The following is an 18284-nucleotide window of genomic DNA, read 5'->3' as shown; positions in this document are numbered from 1 at the left end:
ACTTTAGCAAAAAAATCACTTACTTTGCATCCTCAAGGTTGAAAAGATTAATATACTACATAGTTTATGGCACAAGAAGATGTTTTCAAAAAAATTGTTTCGCACTGCAAAGAGTATGGTTTCGTATTTCCTTCATCGGAAATATATGATGGGTTAGGCGCAGTGTATGATTACGGCCAGTATGGCGTTGAACTGAAAAACAACATTAAGAAATACTGGTGGGACAGCATGACATTGCTCCATGAAAACGTAGTAGGGATCGACTCGGCAATCTTTATGCACCCCACCATCTGGAAAGCTTCCGGACACGTGGATGCTTTTAATGATCCGCTGATCGACAATAAAGATTCAAAGAAACGCTATCGTGCAGATGTCTTGATAGAAGACTACCTGGCCAAGATAGACGAAAAGATAGACAAGGAAGTGGCAAAAGCCGCCAAACGCTTTGGCGAGGCATTCGATGAAGCACAGTTCCGCGCCACCAATGGACGCGTATTGGAACAGCAAGCCAAACGGGATGAGGTACATGCACGCTTTGCCAAGGCATTGAACGACTCCAACCTGGAAGAGCTTCGCCAGATCATTGTCGACACAGAGATCGTTTGCCCCATATCAGGCACCCGCAACTGGACGGAAGTACGTCAGTTCAATCTCATGTTCTCTACCGAAATGGGTTCAACAGCCGATGGCGCCATGAAGGTGTATCTTCGTCCGGAAACGGCACAGGGTATTTTCGTAAACTTCCTGAATGTACAAAAGACCGGACGCATGAAAGTGCCTTTCGGTATTGCACAGATCGGGAAAGCCTTCCGCAACGAGATTGTAGCCCGGCAGTTCATCTTCCGTATGCGCGAGTTTGAACAAATGGAAATGCAATTCTTTGTTCGCCCCGGAGAAGAAATGGAGTGGTTCAAACAATGGAAAGAAACCCGCATCAAATGGCATAAAGCCTTGGGACTGGGCGATCAGAAGTATCGCTTCCACGATCACGATAAACTGGCTCATTATGCCAATGCAGCTACTGATATTGAATTTGAAATGCCCTTTGGTTTCAAAGAAGTGGAAGGTATCCATAGCCGTACCGACTTCGACCTGAGCCAGCACGAAAAATTCTCGGGCAAAAAGGTGCAATACTTCGATCCGGAACTGAACAAGAGCTATACTCCATACGTAATTGAAACTTCTATCGGAGTAGACCGCGTATTCCTGAGTATCATCTCCGGCTCGTATGCTGAAGAAACACTGGAAAACGGAGAGACCCGCGTAGTGCTGAAACTACCGGCAGCTCTGGCACCTATCAAACTGGCAGTATTGCCGCTTGTAAAGAAAGACGGCCTGCCGGAAAAAGCAGAAGAGATCATCAATATGCTGCGTTTTGACTTCCGTTGCCAATACGACGAGAAAGACTCCATCGGTAAGCGTTATCGCCGCCAGGATGCTATAGGAACCCCTTACTGTATCACGGTAGACCATGATACATTAAAAGATAATTGTGTGACAATCCGTTTCCGCGACACCATGGAACAGGAACGGGTAAGCATTGATAAGCTACATGAGATAATCGCCGACAAGGTGAGTATGAAAAATTTATTCAAAAAAATAACTGGCTGAACATGAAAAAAGGTTTTTATCTGCTATTAGCCATCTGTTTTGCCGCTGTATTCTATTCCTGCGGTGATGATGACGACAAAGTTGACACGGATGAAGCATGGAAAGCAGCAAATGAAAAAGCATATCTGGATCTGTATTTCTCTGATTACAACAAGATATCGTCTCCTTCGGGCATGGGGGATGTTTTTTACAAGGTATTGCAAAAGGGAGAGGGTACTGACCCTATCTACTACAACAGCAAAGTAAAGGTTTACTATAAAGGTTCTCTTATTACCGATTCGGTATTCGACTCTGCTATGCCACCATACAAACAACCTGTAAGATTTGCAGTAGATAGTGTTACAGATGGTTTTTCCACGGCTTTACAGCATATGAGAGTAGGAGACAAATGGGATATCTGGATGCCTTCTGACCTGGGATACGGAGCAAGTGGGAGCAAGAAAAGTTCGAACGGGCATCAGGCTGTCCCTCCTTATTCGACGCTGCATTTTGAAGTGGAAATGGTAGAGATTCTAAAACAATAAGATGAACTAAACATACATAAAAAATTAAAGGATGTCATCACGACATCCCCTAACCAACTTTGTTAACCTTAAATCTAATACTATTATGAAAAAACCACGTCACAAAGATACGGCTGTAATCAATAGTAGCAATACTTTTACGGCTAATATATGTTAAGCCTACAGACGCCGTTATCCAAAAAATATTAATAAGCAGGCATGATCGTTATCAGAAACATACGTGATTTACAGGTAGAAGGTTTAATGGCAACCATCGGTTTCTTTGATGGTGTGCATCTTGGGCACCGCTTCCTGATACGCGAAATGATAGAACAGGCCAAGAAACGCAAACTACCATCGGCTGTTATTACCTTTCCCGAACATCCGCGTAAAGTATTACAGGCCGATTACCAACCCAAACTCCTTAACTCCTTTGAAGAAAAGCTGGAACATCTGGCAGAAACAGGGCTGGACTATTGCATTATACTTGACTTTACTATTGAACTTTCAAACTATACCGCCCAAGCGTTTATCACCTCTATCCTGGCCAAACAGCTACACGTAAAAACCTTGCTGATAGGCTATGATCATCGCTTCGGACACGACCGGGCAGATGGTTTTGAACAATATGTAGCCTATGGGGCTGATTGCGGGATGGAAGTATTGGAAGCTCCTCGTTTCATTGAAGATCAGATAGCCGTAAGCTCCTCAGAAGTACGGAAACTATTGGCTAATTGCCAGGTAGAAGAGGCAAGAAAACTGCTCACCTACCCCTACCAGATAAGAGGTAGTATCGTTAGCGGCTACAAAGTAGGACGAACACTGGGATTCCCTACGGCAAACATACAGGTAGACGAGCCATACAAAGTGCTCCCCGGCATAGGTGTATATGCCGTAAGAGTAGACTTGCAAGGGAAGCAGTACAAAGGCATGCTGTATATCGGCAGCCGCCCTACCCTGAACAACGGAGAGAATATTACCCTGGAAGTAAATATCTTCGATTTTAGTGGAGATATCTATAATAACGAAATAAGCGTCTCGTTTATCTATTACATACGAGGCGATATCCGTTTCAACTCACTGGAAGAACTAAAAGAACAATTAGAAAACGACAGGAAAACAGTATATGAACGGTTACTATTATGATGCGATAGACACATTAAAGGGAATGATATCCCGCTCTTCTTTTAGCAGGGAAGAGAAAGATGTGGCCGATTATCTGCAGGAAACCTGGCAGAAAGACGGGCATACAGTTCATCGTAAAGGTAACAACTTATGGATATACGCACCAGGGTTTCAACCCGATAAACCCACACTGCTACTCAATTCGCATATAGATACGGTAAAGCCTGTTGCAGGCTGGACAAAAGATCCTTTTACTCCTGAAACAGACGAAGAAGACAGACTCTACGGACTGGGGAGCAACGATGCCGGAGGCAGTATTGTTTCCCTGTATGCCGCTTTCCGGACATTATCGAAAAAGGAACAACCATACAACCTGATCTTCCTGGCCTCCTGCGAAGAAGAGGTATCCGGACAGGCAGGAGTGGAAAGCGCCTTAAGCGAACTTCCGTCCATAACATTTGCCATAGTAGGCGAACCTACGGAGATGCAACCTGCCATAGCTGAAAAGGGATTGATGGTCTTAGACTGCACAGCTATTGGAAAAGCAGGACATGCCGCACGTAATGAGGGCATAAATGCCATCACACTTGCCATAAAAGACATCGAGTGGTTCAACAGCTATCAGTTCCCCCTGAAAAGCGAACTGCTGGGACCCGTTAAAATGAGTGTTACAATGATACAGGCCGGCACCCAGCATAACGTAATCCCGGATCGCTGCGAGTTTACAGTTGATATCCGGACAAACGAATTCTACCCAAACGAAACGCTCTACGAGCTGATCAAGGGACAAGTAGGATGTGAAATAAAAGCCCGGAGTTTCCGTTTGAATTCTTCACATGTAGCTATGCAACATCCCTTTGTACAACGAGCCATCCTGATGGAGAAAGAAGCCTTCGGCTCTCCTACCCTCAGTGATCAGGCACTGATGCCCTTCCCGTCGGTAAAGATCGGCCCGGGAGACTCAGCTCGCTCCCACTCTGCCGACGAATACATCCGTCTTTCGGAAATAAGAGAAGCTATCGACACATACATCCGTCTGCTGGACGATTGTAAGATATGCTAAAAGATATACTGAAAACAATCAGTACGCGCTACCTTGTCGCGATTCTCAACCTGGCGCTGATCTTCGTCAATGCAAAGGTGCTGGGAATTGAAGGCTTGGGGTTGATTGGGCTTATCTGGGCATCAATTAGCATAATTGTGATGGTAAATGGCATTCTGGGAGGAAGTTCGATTGTTTATTTCATCAACAAGTTTCCGATCCGGACAATCTTCCCTATTGCCTATTTATGGACATTTGTCGGCACAGGGATAGCCTGCTTTATTATGCATCTGCTTGGCCTGCTACCGGAAGGATACACAACAGATATCTACTTGCTGACGGTCTTATACTCGCTGGCTGTTGCTAACTCACGCTTCCTACTGGGCAAAGACCATATTACAGGTTTCAACCTGACAAATATGCTTCAGGGCGGACTATTGTTTTTCATATTACTATGTTTCTACTTTATCTTTCAGCAAAAAGAAGTTGCCTCTTATATCAAAGGCTTATACCTTGCGAACGCCATTGCTTTTATCGTAAGTATACTTCTATTACTTCCCTATCTACTTAAGAAAGAAGAATCAACAGCAAATGAGAAAAAGAGTTTGTACATCATTGTGAAAGAAATGTTTACCTATGGGCTTTGGGGAAGCGCCGACAACATTGCCGAGACCTGTACTGCACGTTTGAATTACTTCTTTGTCGAACGTTTCGTAGGATTAGGAGGCGTAGGACTACTGGACATCGGGACAAAAGTATCGGAAAGCGTATGGAATATCAGCCGTAGCATCGCTTACATCGAATATAACAGGATAGCCAAAACTCAAGATCCGCAAGAGCAGAAAGAAATCACCATCCGGCTACTGAAGTTCACATTTTTAGCTATCGCACTTGTTATGGGATGTATCCTATTAATCCCGGAGTGGGTTTATACGGATATTCTATTCAGCCAGGAGTTCACAGGAGTACGAAAAGTCATTCTCGCATTATCCGCAGGGATTGTCCTGCTGGGATGTAATATGATACTTAGCCATTACTTTATCGGTAGCGGGAAGATCAAATACAGCACAGCAAGCTCATGTATCGGGCTGGCTACTTTATTGTCAGTTGGCTATTGGCTAATCCCTGCCCAGGGGGTAGTTGGCTCGGCTATAAGCACCAGTATCGCCTTCTGCGCCATGTTTATCTTTTCATCAGTCGTCTTTACTAAACTAAACCGATGCACATTACGCGATTTGCTCTTCACAAAAGACGATTTGAACTATTTGAAGGGGTTATTAAAAAAGAAGTGATTATCTGGCCAACCAGCTCAAAGGATTTTCTTTATCTCTTTCTTTTCTCATTTCAAAATGAAGGATAGTGGTATTATCGTTATCCGTATCTGTATAGATTTTCCCTATGGACTGACGAGTGCTTACCTTTTGTCCGATTTTCACATATACCTGAACCAGATTAGAATAAACGGTCAGGTAATTTCCGTGACGAATAATCACCGAATTATTATATCCGTCTACCTTGAACACACTGGTAACTTCACCGTTAAATACGGCACGGGCATCGGAAGAAGCTGTTGTCTGAATATCAATACCTGAATTTTCAATCTCTACATACTTTAAATTCGGGTGTTTTTGCTTTCCATATGTACTGACAATCGAATACGTTCCACTGACAGGCATCGGAAGACGTCCTTTATTACCAGCAAAATTATCCGACAGTTTGCGTTCTTCTTTTGTCATAGCATAGCCACCTTTAGTCGTTGCCTTGCGTATATCCTCTTTAGGTTCTGGAGCCTTCTTACCCTGAGCAAGTGCTTTTTCCCGTTCGCGTTGCTCCCGTTCGCGGGCTGCACGGGCTTCTGCTTCTGCACGAGCTATTTCTTCTGCAATCTGTTTTTCTATCTGACGGTTTAAGGCATCAGCCTGACGTTGTTTCTTTTTCAAGTCGGCTTGTAACTGTTTCTGTTTTTTGTTCAGTTCTTCCACCTCCCGCTTCTGGTCTGCTTCTTCTGTTTGCAAGTTTTGATGTTCCTGCTCCCTGGCATGCAACAGCACTTGCTTCTCTATACGCGAGGCTTCCAATTCTTCGCGCTTGGTATTTACTTCCTGCTGTTTAACTACAATTTTCCCGGCTTGTTCCTTTTGCCAGTCAGCATATTCGCGCAGATAACGAATCCGTCGCAACGATTGACTAAAATTATCTGCAGAAAGAATAAACAGCAGTTTATCCTGCGACGAATTACGTCGTTGGATATTTCGCACGGACATTCCGTAGTTGTCGCGCTTATCTCCCAGATCTTTTTCCAGTTCAGACAATTCGCCTCGCAAAGCAAGAATTTCTTTATCAATAAAGGCAACCTCCTGGTTCAAGAGACTTATCACTTTTTTACGTTGAAGGATTTGTTGGGATAGCAGGTTCAGGCGGCTAAGGGAATTTTGTGCAGACTTTTTTGTTTCTGCTAACAACTGGTTTGTCATTGCTATTTCGGCCAAAGCAGCTTTACGTTGGTTTTCCAACTCACGCACCTTAGCCGACTTCTGTCCAAAAAGGGCTACAGTTGAACATAGACACAATATGACAATCCAAGCATATCTCATTTTTTACTTCCGGACAATCCCTTAATCATTTCTGCAAATGTAATTCGTTTATATTTATCAGGTATATTACTTTCTATTTTCACCGGAATATTTGTCTGTATTTTAGAGAAATGCAGTTTCATTCCTCCGGCAGAGGTTCCTTCGTTAAACAACTCAATATCCATCAACATAGGGAAAGGTTGATTATCTGCCAATCGAAAATCCGAATAAATCCATTGCAGCGCATATTGCTCGGATTTATCCGTTACATAAGTAGACCATAGTTTCTCTTCTCCATCAGCAGTAAAAGTATACAACAAGCCCATAGCATCTTTAATCCGGATCTCGGCAGCCGAACCACCCTGTTTCAGGCTGAAACGCTTATATTGCGAAGCAGGGATACTCTGCTCTCCGGGAATAAACAAATGATTGGTAAACAAAGCCTGGAGATTATAAAAGTTAAAAGCAATAGGCAATGTACCTTTTAGACGGGCATAGCTTTCGGCTACATATCGTTTGTTCATACGGTCTATAACTTTCACACTATCTACGTTGAACTCAATGCGAAAGACTTCAAGCCCAAGAAATGGTTGGACAGAAAGCTGAAACGCACTGTCTCGTACCATTTTAAGATCAACACGAGAACTCAGAGAATTACCCGGAATATTCAAGTCTACATTGGTTCGGGCAGAAAATGTCCGGTATTGAAATGCCTGCTCTTTCATAGAGTCAAAGAAATCAGCATGAGCCTTAGCCGCTCCGGTTTCAACCATCCCGACTTTCCCAGTTGTTTTGCAACCAGCCATTAGCATGCAGAACATGCTAAGCATCAGAACGCAGAACGCAGAACGCAGAACGAAAAGATATTTATCCCGTTCTGCGTTCTGCGTTCTGCGTGTTGCAAGTAAAATGAATTTATTCATTTTCTATTTCTATATACGTTTCTTCTTTTATTTTACGATCAAGAACTTCATCTGTTTTCCCCATCTCTTTTGCCTTGTTCCATTGTTCCAGCGCTTTTTCTTTCTCACCTGACATATACAGGATATCGCCATAATGGTCTACCAGCTCCGAACTATTTGTTGTATCCTTCTCCAGCGCACTCTCGATATAGAACTTTGCCAACGTATAGTTTCCTTGTTTGAAAAATATCCAGGCGTACGTATCTAAATAGGTAGCATTACCGGGTTCCAACTTTATCGTTTGTGCACTCATTCGTTCGGCTTTTTTCAAGTCCTTACTAGATAAAGACAAAAAATAGGCGTAATTGTTTAAAACGACAATGTTTTTTTCATTGTACTTTAATGCTTCGTCATAAGCTTCAAAGGCTTTATCCATTTGTCCCATCTGATGGTTTAAATCTCCAATTTGTCCGTAGAAGTCAGATTTCAAAGGCGTATTTTCAGCTGGAATTACCTCTAAACCTTTTTGATAGGCCATTAAAGCATCCGGATAATTTTCTTCCTGATAATGAGCAACCCCTAAATAGAAATAATACTCCGGGGCATCCGGAAAAAGTTCCATGCAGCGATTGCAAACACGAATGACTTCCGGCATATCCTGTGATTGAAGGAAAAGTTCCAGCAGGCGTTGCCAGGCAGCTTCGTTTTCAGGTTCCATTTCTGTTACCAACTGGAACTGAAATTTAGCTTCTTCTTTCTTCCCCTGGGCAACTAATAAGGTACCATACATTAATTTAAGCTCTGTTTCCTCAGGATGTTGCTCCAGTAAAGTTTCAAAAAGCGTATTGGCACTACCTGTATCTTGCTGGGTTTGTTGTAAACGGATAATATAACGGGAAAGAATACTTACTTTCGTTTCCACATCCAGATTTTCGTTCACTAAAGCATTTCTTATCTGAGTTTCAGCGGCAACTCTGTCATTAATTGCTTCATAATAATTGGCCATTGAAACAACATAGTACGGATTTTTAGGGTCAATTTCATATGCTTTCTGATAGGACTGATAAGCCTTTTCTTTCTCTCCTTTTTCCAGATACAAGTCACCAATCATGATCTGGTAACGTGCTTCCATTGGGAACTTTGCAGCCAACTTCTCCATTTCTTCAAAAGCCTTGCCCGGCTCCTCCAGAAGCATATACATTTTATATTTCTGCATAGAGAGACCGTCATTCATGCCTACGCTCGACTCCAAAGCATCGTAAGCTTCAATGGCTTTTCCTATTTCGCCTTGTTGTGTAAGCACATCCGCCAAATAGAAATTCAATTCTGTTTTCTCCGGATATTTCTTCACCAATTCTTCAAATATCTCTACCGCTTCGCCAAACATACCCATATTGCGGGATAGCGTAGCCAAAGACATTTTATAGGTAAAATTATCAGGATCATGGTTTACCGCACGCTGCAACATTTCGATTGCTTTTTGCGGTTGCTCCAACTGCATATAGAAAGAAGACAATTCATACAATACAGGAGCTGCAGTAGAGTCAACAGAAAGACAATGAAGGAAAGCATCAAAAGCCGCGTCATACTTCCCAGCATTCTTAAGATTGAGCCCCTCGAAATAAAAATAATCAAACTTCCGCTGCTGCTTTGAATCGGCAGCATCCACAGCAAACGAACCGCTAAGCAGTCCGAATAACACGATAAGGACAAGCGTTTTTCTTTGCTTCAACATATATTATAATACCTTAAATTGAATTAGTGTTTGCCGGTATGTCCAAATCCTCCGGCACCACGTTCTGTTTCATCCAGTACCTCTACAGGATTCCATTCCACCGAACTATGTGTAGCAATGACCATCTGGCAAATCCGTTCACCATCATTTACGACAAACGTATCGGAAGATAAGTTGACAAGAATTACCCCAATCTCTCCTCTGTAATCCGCATCAATGGTTCCGGGAGTATTCAGTAACGTTATACCATGCTTCAAAGCTAAGCCACTCCTGGGACGCATCTGTGCCTCATACCCCTCAGGCAGAGAAATATAAAGCCCTGTGGGGATCAACTTACGTTCCAAAGGTTTTAGCTCAACTGCTTCTTCCAGATTGGCACGTATATCCATCCCGGCAGAAAGCGAAGTGGCATAAGCCGGCAGTGGATGATGAGATTTATTTACTATCTTAATTTTCATCTTTTACAACTATTTAAGCAGCAAAGGTAAATAAAAAACACACACGCCACTGCATTCTTATGTTTCGATCAAATCAGGTTATTCTCTTTTACAAAATTAGAAACCGTCAATCTACTTACATTAAATAGCTTTGCCATAGCAGAATAAGAGACATTACCTTCCAAGAGGTGCTTAATCTCCCCTTCCTTTCCTGTCAATTTTTTCTTTGTAGACTTTTTACCTTTCGGACGCCCCAAAACTACACCTTCAGCCCTTTTTCTTGCCAAGGCATCCTTTGTTCGTTGAGAGATTAATTGACGTTCAATTTCTGCCGAAAGTCCAAACGCAAAAGCCAATACTTTAGAATTTATATCATTCCCTAAACGATAATTATCTTTAATAGTCCATACCTGCACTTCATTATTCATGCAATGATTCAAAATAGACATAATCATCAACATATTTCTTCCCAATCTTGACAATTCCGAACAGATAAGAATATCTTTCTTTTTTAATTTTTTGAGCAATTTTCCCAATTTTCTTTCTTCAATTTCTTTCGTTCCTGAAATGGTTTCTTCTATCCATTTATCAACCATTACAGAATGAGCCTTACAGTATTGATTAATTTCAAAACGTTGGTTCTCTACCGTTTGTCTGTCTGAACTCACTCTGATATAAGCATATGTCATTTTGAATTTGTTTAGATTTAAAAATTGCATAAAAATAAACAAATCACTCAACAATAAAAAACCCCCTCCGAAATCGGAGAGGGTTCTTAATATGATTTAGTTTATCTTATTCAGATTCCTAATTATTTAACGATAGCTTTAACCGCTTTTTCACCTTCAACAGCTACTACTACAATACCCTTCGGCAAAGCAATTGTTGCACTGTTAGAGTTTAAAGTTTGGTTTGCTACTGTTTGACCTAAAATATTGCTAATAGCAACATTTTTTCCAGCTGCATTCAAGATAGTAACAGCACCAGTTTCGCTGATAACTTTAACATTTGTTGTAACAACTGGAGTTTCTTCATTACCTGTTGCCAGCTCTTCAACTCCTTCCATTACATCAAAAATTTCAGAGCCATTCTGACGAGCATTAGAAATAGAAATATTCTCACTAATTACAGGAACACCATTCTGTATCTTCAACCATCTACCCAACACCGGAGCTATTTCATTGTCGGCATAGTGAGTACCATCTTGATAGAAGTCTTCTTGCCTACGAGATTCTATCAAGAAACGACGATCGTTCGCAGGATCTACCAAGCGAAACTGGAAGACCATACTCTTTCCATTTCTGTCAAGATTATAGGCTGAGGCATTTTTCTTATAATTATAAACCCATTTACCATTAGTCCAAACACCATTATCATAATTCCAATCATCTGAATACCATCTAGGCTGATAATGCGTATTTGCACCCAAATAATGTTTGTCAGCTGCAGATATATCATGCAAATAAGTAGAATCAATCTCAGCTGTTGGAATATTTCCACGTACTACATAGAATGTATCACCCATGTGTATACCATCTACAAAGGCCAAGCGGGTTGTATTTTCAGCACCATAATTAAACTTACCAACATAATCAGATCTAATTGGACTAGAATTATAATAGCCGATAGAATCCTGAGCATTAAACAAGTAGAAAGCCCTTGTAAACGAAGGTCTAACCCTCATTGTCGTATCACTTGTATAATACCAGCTTTGGCCACTGGAACTCCAAGTTGAGTCTTTTCTTACAGTCCAGATTGTATCACCTTTCACAAACTCAGGACGAAGCGCCAACATATACTGAGGCATTGGAGTCTCATCACGTACGTAAGCAGTATCAACATAGAATGTATAATTCATAACATCCTTATCAGTATTCACTTCAGGATATTGATGTTCATTATACAAACCTAAGAAACTGATTGTTTTCTGTCCGTTTACAGAAAGAGAATCGCGATAATCGTTCATGCCTTTATCACTTGGACTACCTTTTCCTCTCGGTGAATTCTCAAATAAGAACTCGTTACCAAAGTTATTATACTTAGTAAACTTCAACCATATTGGAGAATTTGTATCATCTCCATAAGGTTCTTTAACCGGAGCTTTACCATATTCGCCACCATCAAATCTTCTGTATAATGGCTCTGTATATCTCTTAACTGCAAAAGCAGAAGTTCTAACTTCATCCTGTACTTGCATATACGCCCACAAAGATGCATCATCAATACCTACTTTAACAACTTTATTGTAAGCTTTAGTGGTTGGAAACTTTCCACTCAATATATCAAGCAAAGCATAGTAATCCGTATCGTTTTTGGTATTGTTTGTTTTCAAATAAAAATCTCCATAATATCCACTTGTTCCGGAAACCGCATATCTTTCTTCTTTATCAACAACCATATATCTATTACTTGTCGTTGCACCAATTAAGCCAGAACCACCCGGAATTCTTATTCGGTAATGTACACGTTTCAATTGAGCCAAATCATCAACATTTTCAGAATAATACCCATAATCCTCTACCATTCCAGTAGAAACCCAAGTATCTGTTATACCGTCACCGTCAGTGTCAATCGAATAACCATTTTCTACAATATCAAACTTGAACTGCGATCTGTTTCCACTAACAAACAAGGTAGAATCAGAAGCAGTTTTAGTATTAACTCCCAAATATTCATCATCTTGATACTTGTGAAGGTAATTTAATTCATAACCATACGTTACCGCTTGTAATGAATCAATAAAGAAATAGCCCAACGTAGAATCTGCACTTACAGTTTTATCTTGTTTTGCAAAATACCCTTTCTTTAAAGTTGTACCCGTAAGATAATTAGGAACAACGCCATAGTTCAACTTTGGAAGTGTAAAGCTGGTAGCTTTATCAGTATATAGCTGAACGTTCGTCGTCGAAATTTTCGCAAACTCACGGTTTGTGATCTTTATAGGTGAATTATCTTTATTTGTTGTTCTGGTTTTTTCCACCACCCACTGATAAGCTGGTATTCTTTTTGGATCAACATCATCAGACAAAGTTATCCATTGCGGAATTGTATCATTGCCACTGTTCAGGGTATAGATTGGAACAACTAATGTCTGACCTTTATCATTTGTAATGATATACAAACCATTATCAAGAGACGTAAAGTTTGGAGCACTAACTCCACAAGCTTTTACTCCCATGTGGATCGTTGTATTAAGTGGTGTTGGTCCAACAGTAATAATTCTGATATTATCTGCAGCTACAAGGTCTTGCAATTTCAAGTTCAATGAGTCTTTGACTTCCTGACTTGTGCTAGTGCTAGATGTAACATGAGAATCAATCCAAAGAGGCTTTTTGGTCTTTGCATCATAATCCGCGTTAAAACGCGCTTCATATGCTGTAATAACCAAGCTGTCACTTGAATAATAATATACAGCCTTAAACTCGTATTGATTACGGATATTCGTTCCTGCTGTGTCACCAAAAGCAAATGCCAGGAATTTTGAGCCTACACTGTTAACGTGAGAAGTATCGACACGCAGCCATTTTTCTGAACTTTCCGCATCCACAGCATCTTTTAATTCAAAGTTCAAATAACCAGGATTATATTTTGATGCATACGCTTTCAGTTTAAAATCCGACCATGGGTTTTTAAATGAAGGTACTCCTGCATGATCTTTGTCAAAAGTCAATGAAACATATGTTGGAGTTGAAAGATCACCTAATTTTGTGTTGTAATCTGTAGCTGTCAATGTGATTGGAGCTGGTTCCCAAAGAGTAAACATAAGGACTTCCGGGTCGTTGTAAACAGTAGACGCATGAGTAGGATCCAACTGGGTAGCTAAAAACTTCTTTACACCTACAAAATTTGACCCTGTTTTTAAGGTAAGAACCAACACTGAGTCAGTAGTAAAATAGGTGTAAAGCACACGTTGTTTTTCAACATCTGAAGTATATGTGCGTGAGAAACCCCAGCCTCCCAAATTACCTAAACCAACATTAATAGGGTCACCAATATTGGTATTAACAGTATCTTCTGCTGATACAAGTAGGTCAAAACCGCGCACATTGACAAAATCAAAGGTAGGGTTCTGTCCTAAAGCTTCATCTTTAGGAGTGGTACACCATAAAGACTCTCCAAAAGCTCTCGGGAAAGTAGCATATGGATAAGCATACAAAAAACCATTCTCATTCGTTGTCAACAAGTAATACGCACCTGGCGCAGCTTTCAATTCTCCGGCTAGCTGATAGCGCTTCACCGGATCTTTCGGAACAGAATTAGTAGCTGTTCCAAGGCCAATGGCATTAACAGTCCCCAACGATGCTACCAGCATAAAGGCGCTGGCAATCAAAGTAAAAAACTTTTTGTTCATAATTTAAAAATTTAACATTAATACTAAAAGTAAAATCAAGTTTTTATTTGTTTTTTAATTATTCATTCTGTCCATCTTCATTGTGGCTAACTTAAACGAACCTTTTTTTTGAACAGGATATAGTAACATTATCAATGTGAATATTGGGGCAATAACTATTGATTATTGGGCAGACAGGTATCAGTCAATCGATTTAGGTCTTACAAACTTCATGTATATAAAGAGAAATCATATATCTTTGTGGCGTTTTTAGTTACTAAAAACATGGTTCGTCATTAAAAACGACAGTTTTGTACAGGATTTCGATTCTATTGATAAGAAAAGACTGGTATAGGGAAAAAAAATATTTAATTTAATTGCGAATATCAAACAATTATATACCTTTGCTGGGTGGAAAAAAGGTTCGTTTAACTTGTCCACAAAAGAGAAGAAACGAATGCTATGTGTGAAAAAAGAAAGAATAATTTAAGCTGCGGCTCGCTTAATCGTTGATGCATAAGCAATAACAAACGACAAAGCGATCCCATAATTATGATTACAAGCGAATAAAAAAACAAAAATAAACTTGATTTACTTTTAGTATTAATGTTAAATTTTTAAATTATGAACAAAAAGTTTTTTACTTTGATTGCCAGCGCCTTTATGCTGGTAGCATCGTTGGGGACTGTTAATGCTCAGACAATGGACCTTGCTATAGGTACAGATGCGGTTGCAGAGGACAAGTTGCCCGACACAAAGCAAAACAGTAATTTGTATCACCTGATTGGTAATGTTGGGGGTACAGATTTTGCATTAACAGTTAATGAAGATGGATATCTATCTCTGCAGGATGCAGCGGCTTATCCAGGTTTATTCGGCGAGTCACTTTGGTGTATTGAAGTGGCAGACGCTGAAATTCAAGGACAGAATCCAACTTTTGAATTCACAAACAAAGCTAATGGCTTTAAATTACGAGTAAGTGAAGAAGATTTAGATCTTGACCCTACTGATCCAGATGCCACAGTGAATGTTGAATTCGGAAACCTTTCCAGATTTGAATTTTCACGCATTTATGAAGAAGGTCTTGAAGATACAAAACCGCTTGTTTTGTATTACAAAAAAGACTATGTATTGGCACTTGTTGAACTTTCTCCAGGAAAGGTTGGCGTACAATCATATCTGGCTACAGATGACCTTACTGATACAAGTTTATTCCCCGAAGTGATTCTCTTTACCGTTTACAAACCGGCTCCAATCACTTTGACAGCTGAACAATTCAACACTGTTATTAACACTCAAAAAGAGGGTTATATTTCGTTGAATTTTGTTCCTGCTCCAACAGACAAGAGCCCTCTTCAAACTCCTCTTTGGGCTGAAGACGTAGAAGAATTCGCTGATGGAACAACTGCACCGACTGGTTGGTTGACATTCGAACAAAAAACGGACAATGCAAAAGAAAAATACTTACGTGTAGATACTGTTTACACAGGTGTATATGGTGTAAAATTCTTGAAATTTGCATTTGGAGATGCTCCTAGTGATGCTACTCTTCAAAAGGCAGCAATTGAAAAGCAATATTATTTCCAGGCAAGATATGATGTAGCAAGCGATAGTTTAGCTATTGACGTAATGCAAGCTATCATGCCGAAAGAAGAATATACTGGCGACTGGTATCTGCATCCTGCTCCAACACTTTGGGACGCTACAGGTTTCACACCAGAAAGCAAAGACTCATTGCATGTTAAATTGCAAGATTTAGTTCAAAATGAAAGAAGTATCCTAACTATTGGAACAACTGAAGTTTCTACTAAGATCGAATTAGGTCTGACAGGTTGTGATCCTAAGGGTCTTAATCTAACTACTGTTGGCAACGACTTGTATGTTATTAAAAATGCAGCTGGACAGACATTAATTGTTCCTGTTTATTCAGACACAGTTCCTAAATGGGTAACACTTCCTGCAAATGTTGATCCTAATAGAATTCCTGCTTACCAATGGGTAGTTGAACAAACAAGAAAGGATTATCCGACTACTTCTCCTATCAAGATCACAAACCGCGAATTCGGAGCATTACAAGTTAAGACTATTGCTTCAAAGACTGTTCAGTTATCTGACAAAGCAGTTAATCTATACGGTGCTGACGTTTATGCTGCTAACTTTACAGCTGTTCCATTGGCGCAGAAGAAAGATCCATATTTGGGATACAAATATTTGGAAGATGATTCTGTAAGATTCAACACTTACGACTTCAACTATCTGCATGAATTTGATGATGAAAGATATTTGTATATCAAAGATACAAAAGACTCATCTATTTATGTAAATAACATCAATTCAGGAAGATCTCAGTTCCAGTTTGTTCCTCAGAGTGCTCCTAAAAAATACGGATACACCACTAAAGAAGTAGCAAACTTAGCTCAATTGGTGAAAGTAGCTTATGCACTTCAAGTTAAAGATGCTTCTAGACTTTCTAAAACCGGTGCATTCATTGCAATCGACAACGAACATAGATACACAGTTACTAAGAGTTCAGCTGTTGACTCAGCAATCTTCCACCTAAAGACCAACAACACAAAGTATGGTAAAGATTACTATGCATTGCTTGACACTGGTTCATTTGGTTATGACAATACTTCTAAAAAGAATGTTGATAACAAACTTTACGGAGACGTTAAGTTAGGTATTGATGATAACAGTTTGTGGGCGTTTGAACAAGGACGTACTGAAGTTAGAACATCTGCTTTCTACCCAAGTCCTTATAACGAACCGTTATACAGAAGATTTGATGGTAACAAATATGGTAAAACTGAAGTTCAGGAGCCATTTGATGAAGATAATGCTGGTGACAACTCACCAAAATGGTTGAAGTTTACAAGATACAACAACTTCGGAAACGAGTTCTTGTTTGAAAACTCACCAAGAGGTGCTGGTGGCCCTGGTAAAGATGTAAACGACTATCGTGATGCTCTTTCAACTAACGGAGCTAAAACAATCAGCTTCTTAGGTTTGTATAACATCAATCAGTATCCTGAAACTGATGACATGAAGTACACATTCTATGTGGATACTGCTTATGTACGTAATAACACAGCGAAACCTCAGTATATGTTGGCTCTTCGTCCTTATATATTGGATGCTGATACTACTTGGTGTGAAGATTCTCATCATGCTGGACAAACTCATGACGATCCTAACTGGTTGAACTGTCCTCACACAGTAATCAGAACAAGAATGGTTGTTGCTGATTGGTTGTACAATGCTCAGGACTCAATTGGTTATGACAACGATGCTCCTCACAACAAAGATTATGTAGGTAAAGTTGAATACGGTGCCGAAAAAACAACTCGTTTGGCCTTCGTAAGAGGTGTACACGCAATGGATACATTCTATGTATTACGTGGAGCTAACGCAACTCTTGCTGCAGATCAAATTTCAACAAACAGATTGTATCAGATCGATGCAAGAGACAAACATTATCTGGGACAAAACACCCACTACAAACCAAGATGGTATACTGGAGCTAATGTTGTTACAGCTAACACATTCACAGATGCAAACAATGGTAAGAGTATGGTATTCCAGTTCCGTTTGTATGCTCCTGAAAAAGACAGAACATTCTTGATCGAATCTAGACAAGATGATGGTGAAGAAATGGGACCAAATGTAGGTAGATGGGTAAAAATCCAAAATGGTGTTCCAGTAGTTAGTGAAGACATCTCTTTGAGCAATGCTAAACAGAACGGAGCTGATATCTTTGACGTAATGGCTGGTGACGAAAACATGGCTGTTGGTAACGAAGATGCAGTTTCTGCTGGAAGCGAAGTTAAGGTTATTAGCGAAGCTGGTGCTGTTACTATCTTGAATGCTAACGGTAAGAACGTTGCTATCAGCAACATCTTAGGTCAAACAGTAGCTAACCAAACTTTGAACTCTAACAGTGCAACAATTGCTTTACCGAAGGGTATCGTAGTAGTAGCTGTTGAAGGTGAAAAGGCTGTTAAAGCTATCGTTAAGTAATTAGGTATC

12 protein-coding genes are annotated in these 18284 nt (G+C 40.2%); 6 read left to right on the top strand and 6 right to left on the bottom strand.

The annotated features are described in order from the left end of the window. The first annotated feature begins 66 nt into the window (after positions 1–66). From M2470_RS03005 to M2470_RS02985, 5 genes are all read left to right on the top strand, one after another. Positions 67–1611, top strand: coding sequence for a glycine--tRNA ligase (locus tag M2470_RS03005; RefSeq protein WP_280743453.1), 1545 nt, complete (start codon positions 67–69; stop codon positions 1609–1611). Between the two features lie 2 nt (positions 1612–1613). Continuing rightward, the gene (locus tag M2470_RS03000) at positions 1614–2135 is read left to right on the top strand and encodes an FKBP-type peptidyl-prolyl cis-trans isomerase (protein WP_280743454.1); all 522 of its coding nucleotides are present in this window, start codon (positions 1614–1616) and stop codon (positions 2133–2135) included. A 198-nt stretch (positions 2136–2333) separates the two neighbouring features. Further along, on the top strand, positions 2334–3260 hold the full coding sequence (gene ribF, locus M2470_RS02995; protein ID WP_280743455.1) for a riboflavin biosynthesis protein RibF: 927 nt from the start codon (positions 2334–2336) through the stop codon (positions 3258–3260). After that, on the top strand, positions 3241–4302 hold the full coding sequence (locus tag M2470_RS02990; protein WP_280743456.1) for a M20 family metallo-hydrolase: 1062 nt from the start codon (positions 3241–3243) through the stop codon (positions 4300–4302). Before ribF ends, M2470_RS02990 begins: the two co-directional genes overlap by 20 nt. Continuing rightward, positions 4296–5573 (top strand): polysaccharide biosynthesis C-terminal domain-containing protein, encoded by a 1278-nt coding sequence (locus M2470_RS02985; RefSeq protein ID WP_280743457.1) that lies wholly within the window; start codon positions 4296–4298, stop codon positions 5571–5573. The genes M2470_RS02990 and M2470_RS02985 overlap by 7 nt, the downstream gene beginning before the upstream one ends. Here the strand turns inward: M2470_RS02985 and M2470_RS02980 are convergent, their stop codons facing one another. The 6 genes from M2470_RS02980 to M2470_RS02955 form a co-directional block, all read right to left on the bottom strand. Further along, complete coding sequence (locus M2470_RS02980) at positions 5574–6875, bottom strand: peptidoglycan DD-metalloendopeptidase family protein (RefSeq protein ID WP_280743458.1); 1302 nt, start codon at positions 6873–6875, stop codon at positions 5574–5576. Next, on the bottom strand, positions 6872–7684 hold the full coding sequence (locus M2470_RS02975) for a DUF4292 domain-containing protein (RefSeq protein ID WP_348524204.1): 813 nt from the start codon (positions 7682–7684) through the stop codon (positions 6872–6874). Before M2470_RS02975 ends, M2470_RS02980 begins: the two co-directional genes overlap by 4 nt. Before the next feature lie 85 nt (positions 7685–7769). Beyond that, positions 7770–9491, bottom strand: a complete 1722-nt coding sequence (locus M2470_RS02970; protein ID WP_280743460.1) for a tetratricopeptide repeat protein — start codon at positions 9489–9491, stop codon at positions 7770–7772. A gap of 23 nt (positions 9492–9514) precedes the next feature. Continuing rightward, entirely contained in the window at positions 9515–9949 is a 435-nt protein-coding gene (dut, locus tag M2470_RS02965) for a dUTP diphosphatase (RefSeq protein WP_280743461.1), read from the bottom strand. A 68-nt stretch (positions 9950–10017) separates the two neighbouring features. After that, complete coding sequence (locus M2470_RS02960) at positions 10018–10617, bottom strand: master DNA invertase Mpi family serine-type recombinase (RefSeq protein ID WP_280743462.1); 600 nt, start codon at positions 10615–10617, stop codon at positions 10018–10020. 122 nt (positions 10618–10739) lie between these two features. Beyond that, entirely contained in the window at positions 10740–14279 is a 3540-nt protein-coding gene (locus M2470_RS02955; RefSeq protein ID WP_280743463.1) for a DUF6383 domain-containing protein, read from the bottom strand. A gap of 603 nt (positions 14280–14882) precedes the next feature. Between M2470_RS02955 and M2470_RS02950 the strand changes: the two genes are divergently transcribed. After that, complete coding sequence (locus M2470_RS02950) at positions 14883–18275, top strand: DUF6383 domain-containing protein (protein ID WP_280743464.1); 3393 nt, start codon at positions 14883–14885, stop codon at positions 18273–18275. Positions 18276–18284: the final 9 nt, after the last annotated feature.

It is taken from the genome of Parabacteroides sp. PH5-46 (assembly GCF_029892785.1).
Lineage (GTDB): Bacteria > Bacteroidota > Bacteroidia > Bacteroidales > Tannerellaceae > DFXE01.
The sequence above is the reverse complement of the archived record's forward strand: the minus strand, read 5'-3'. Positions and strand labels throughout refer to the sequence as shown.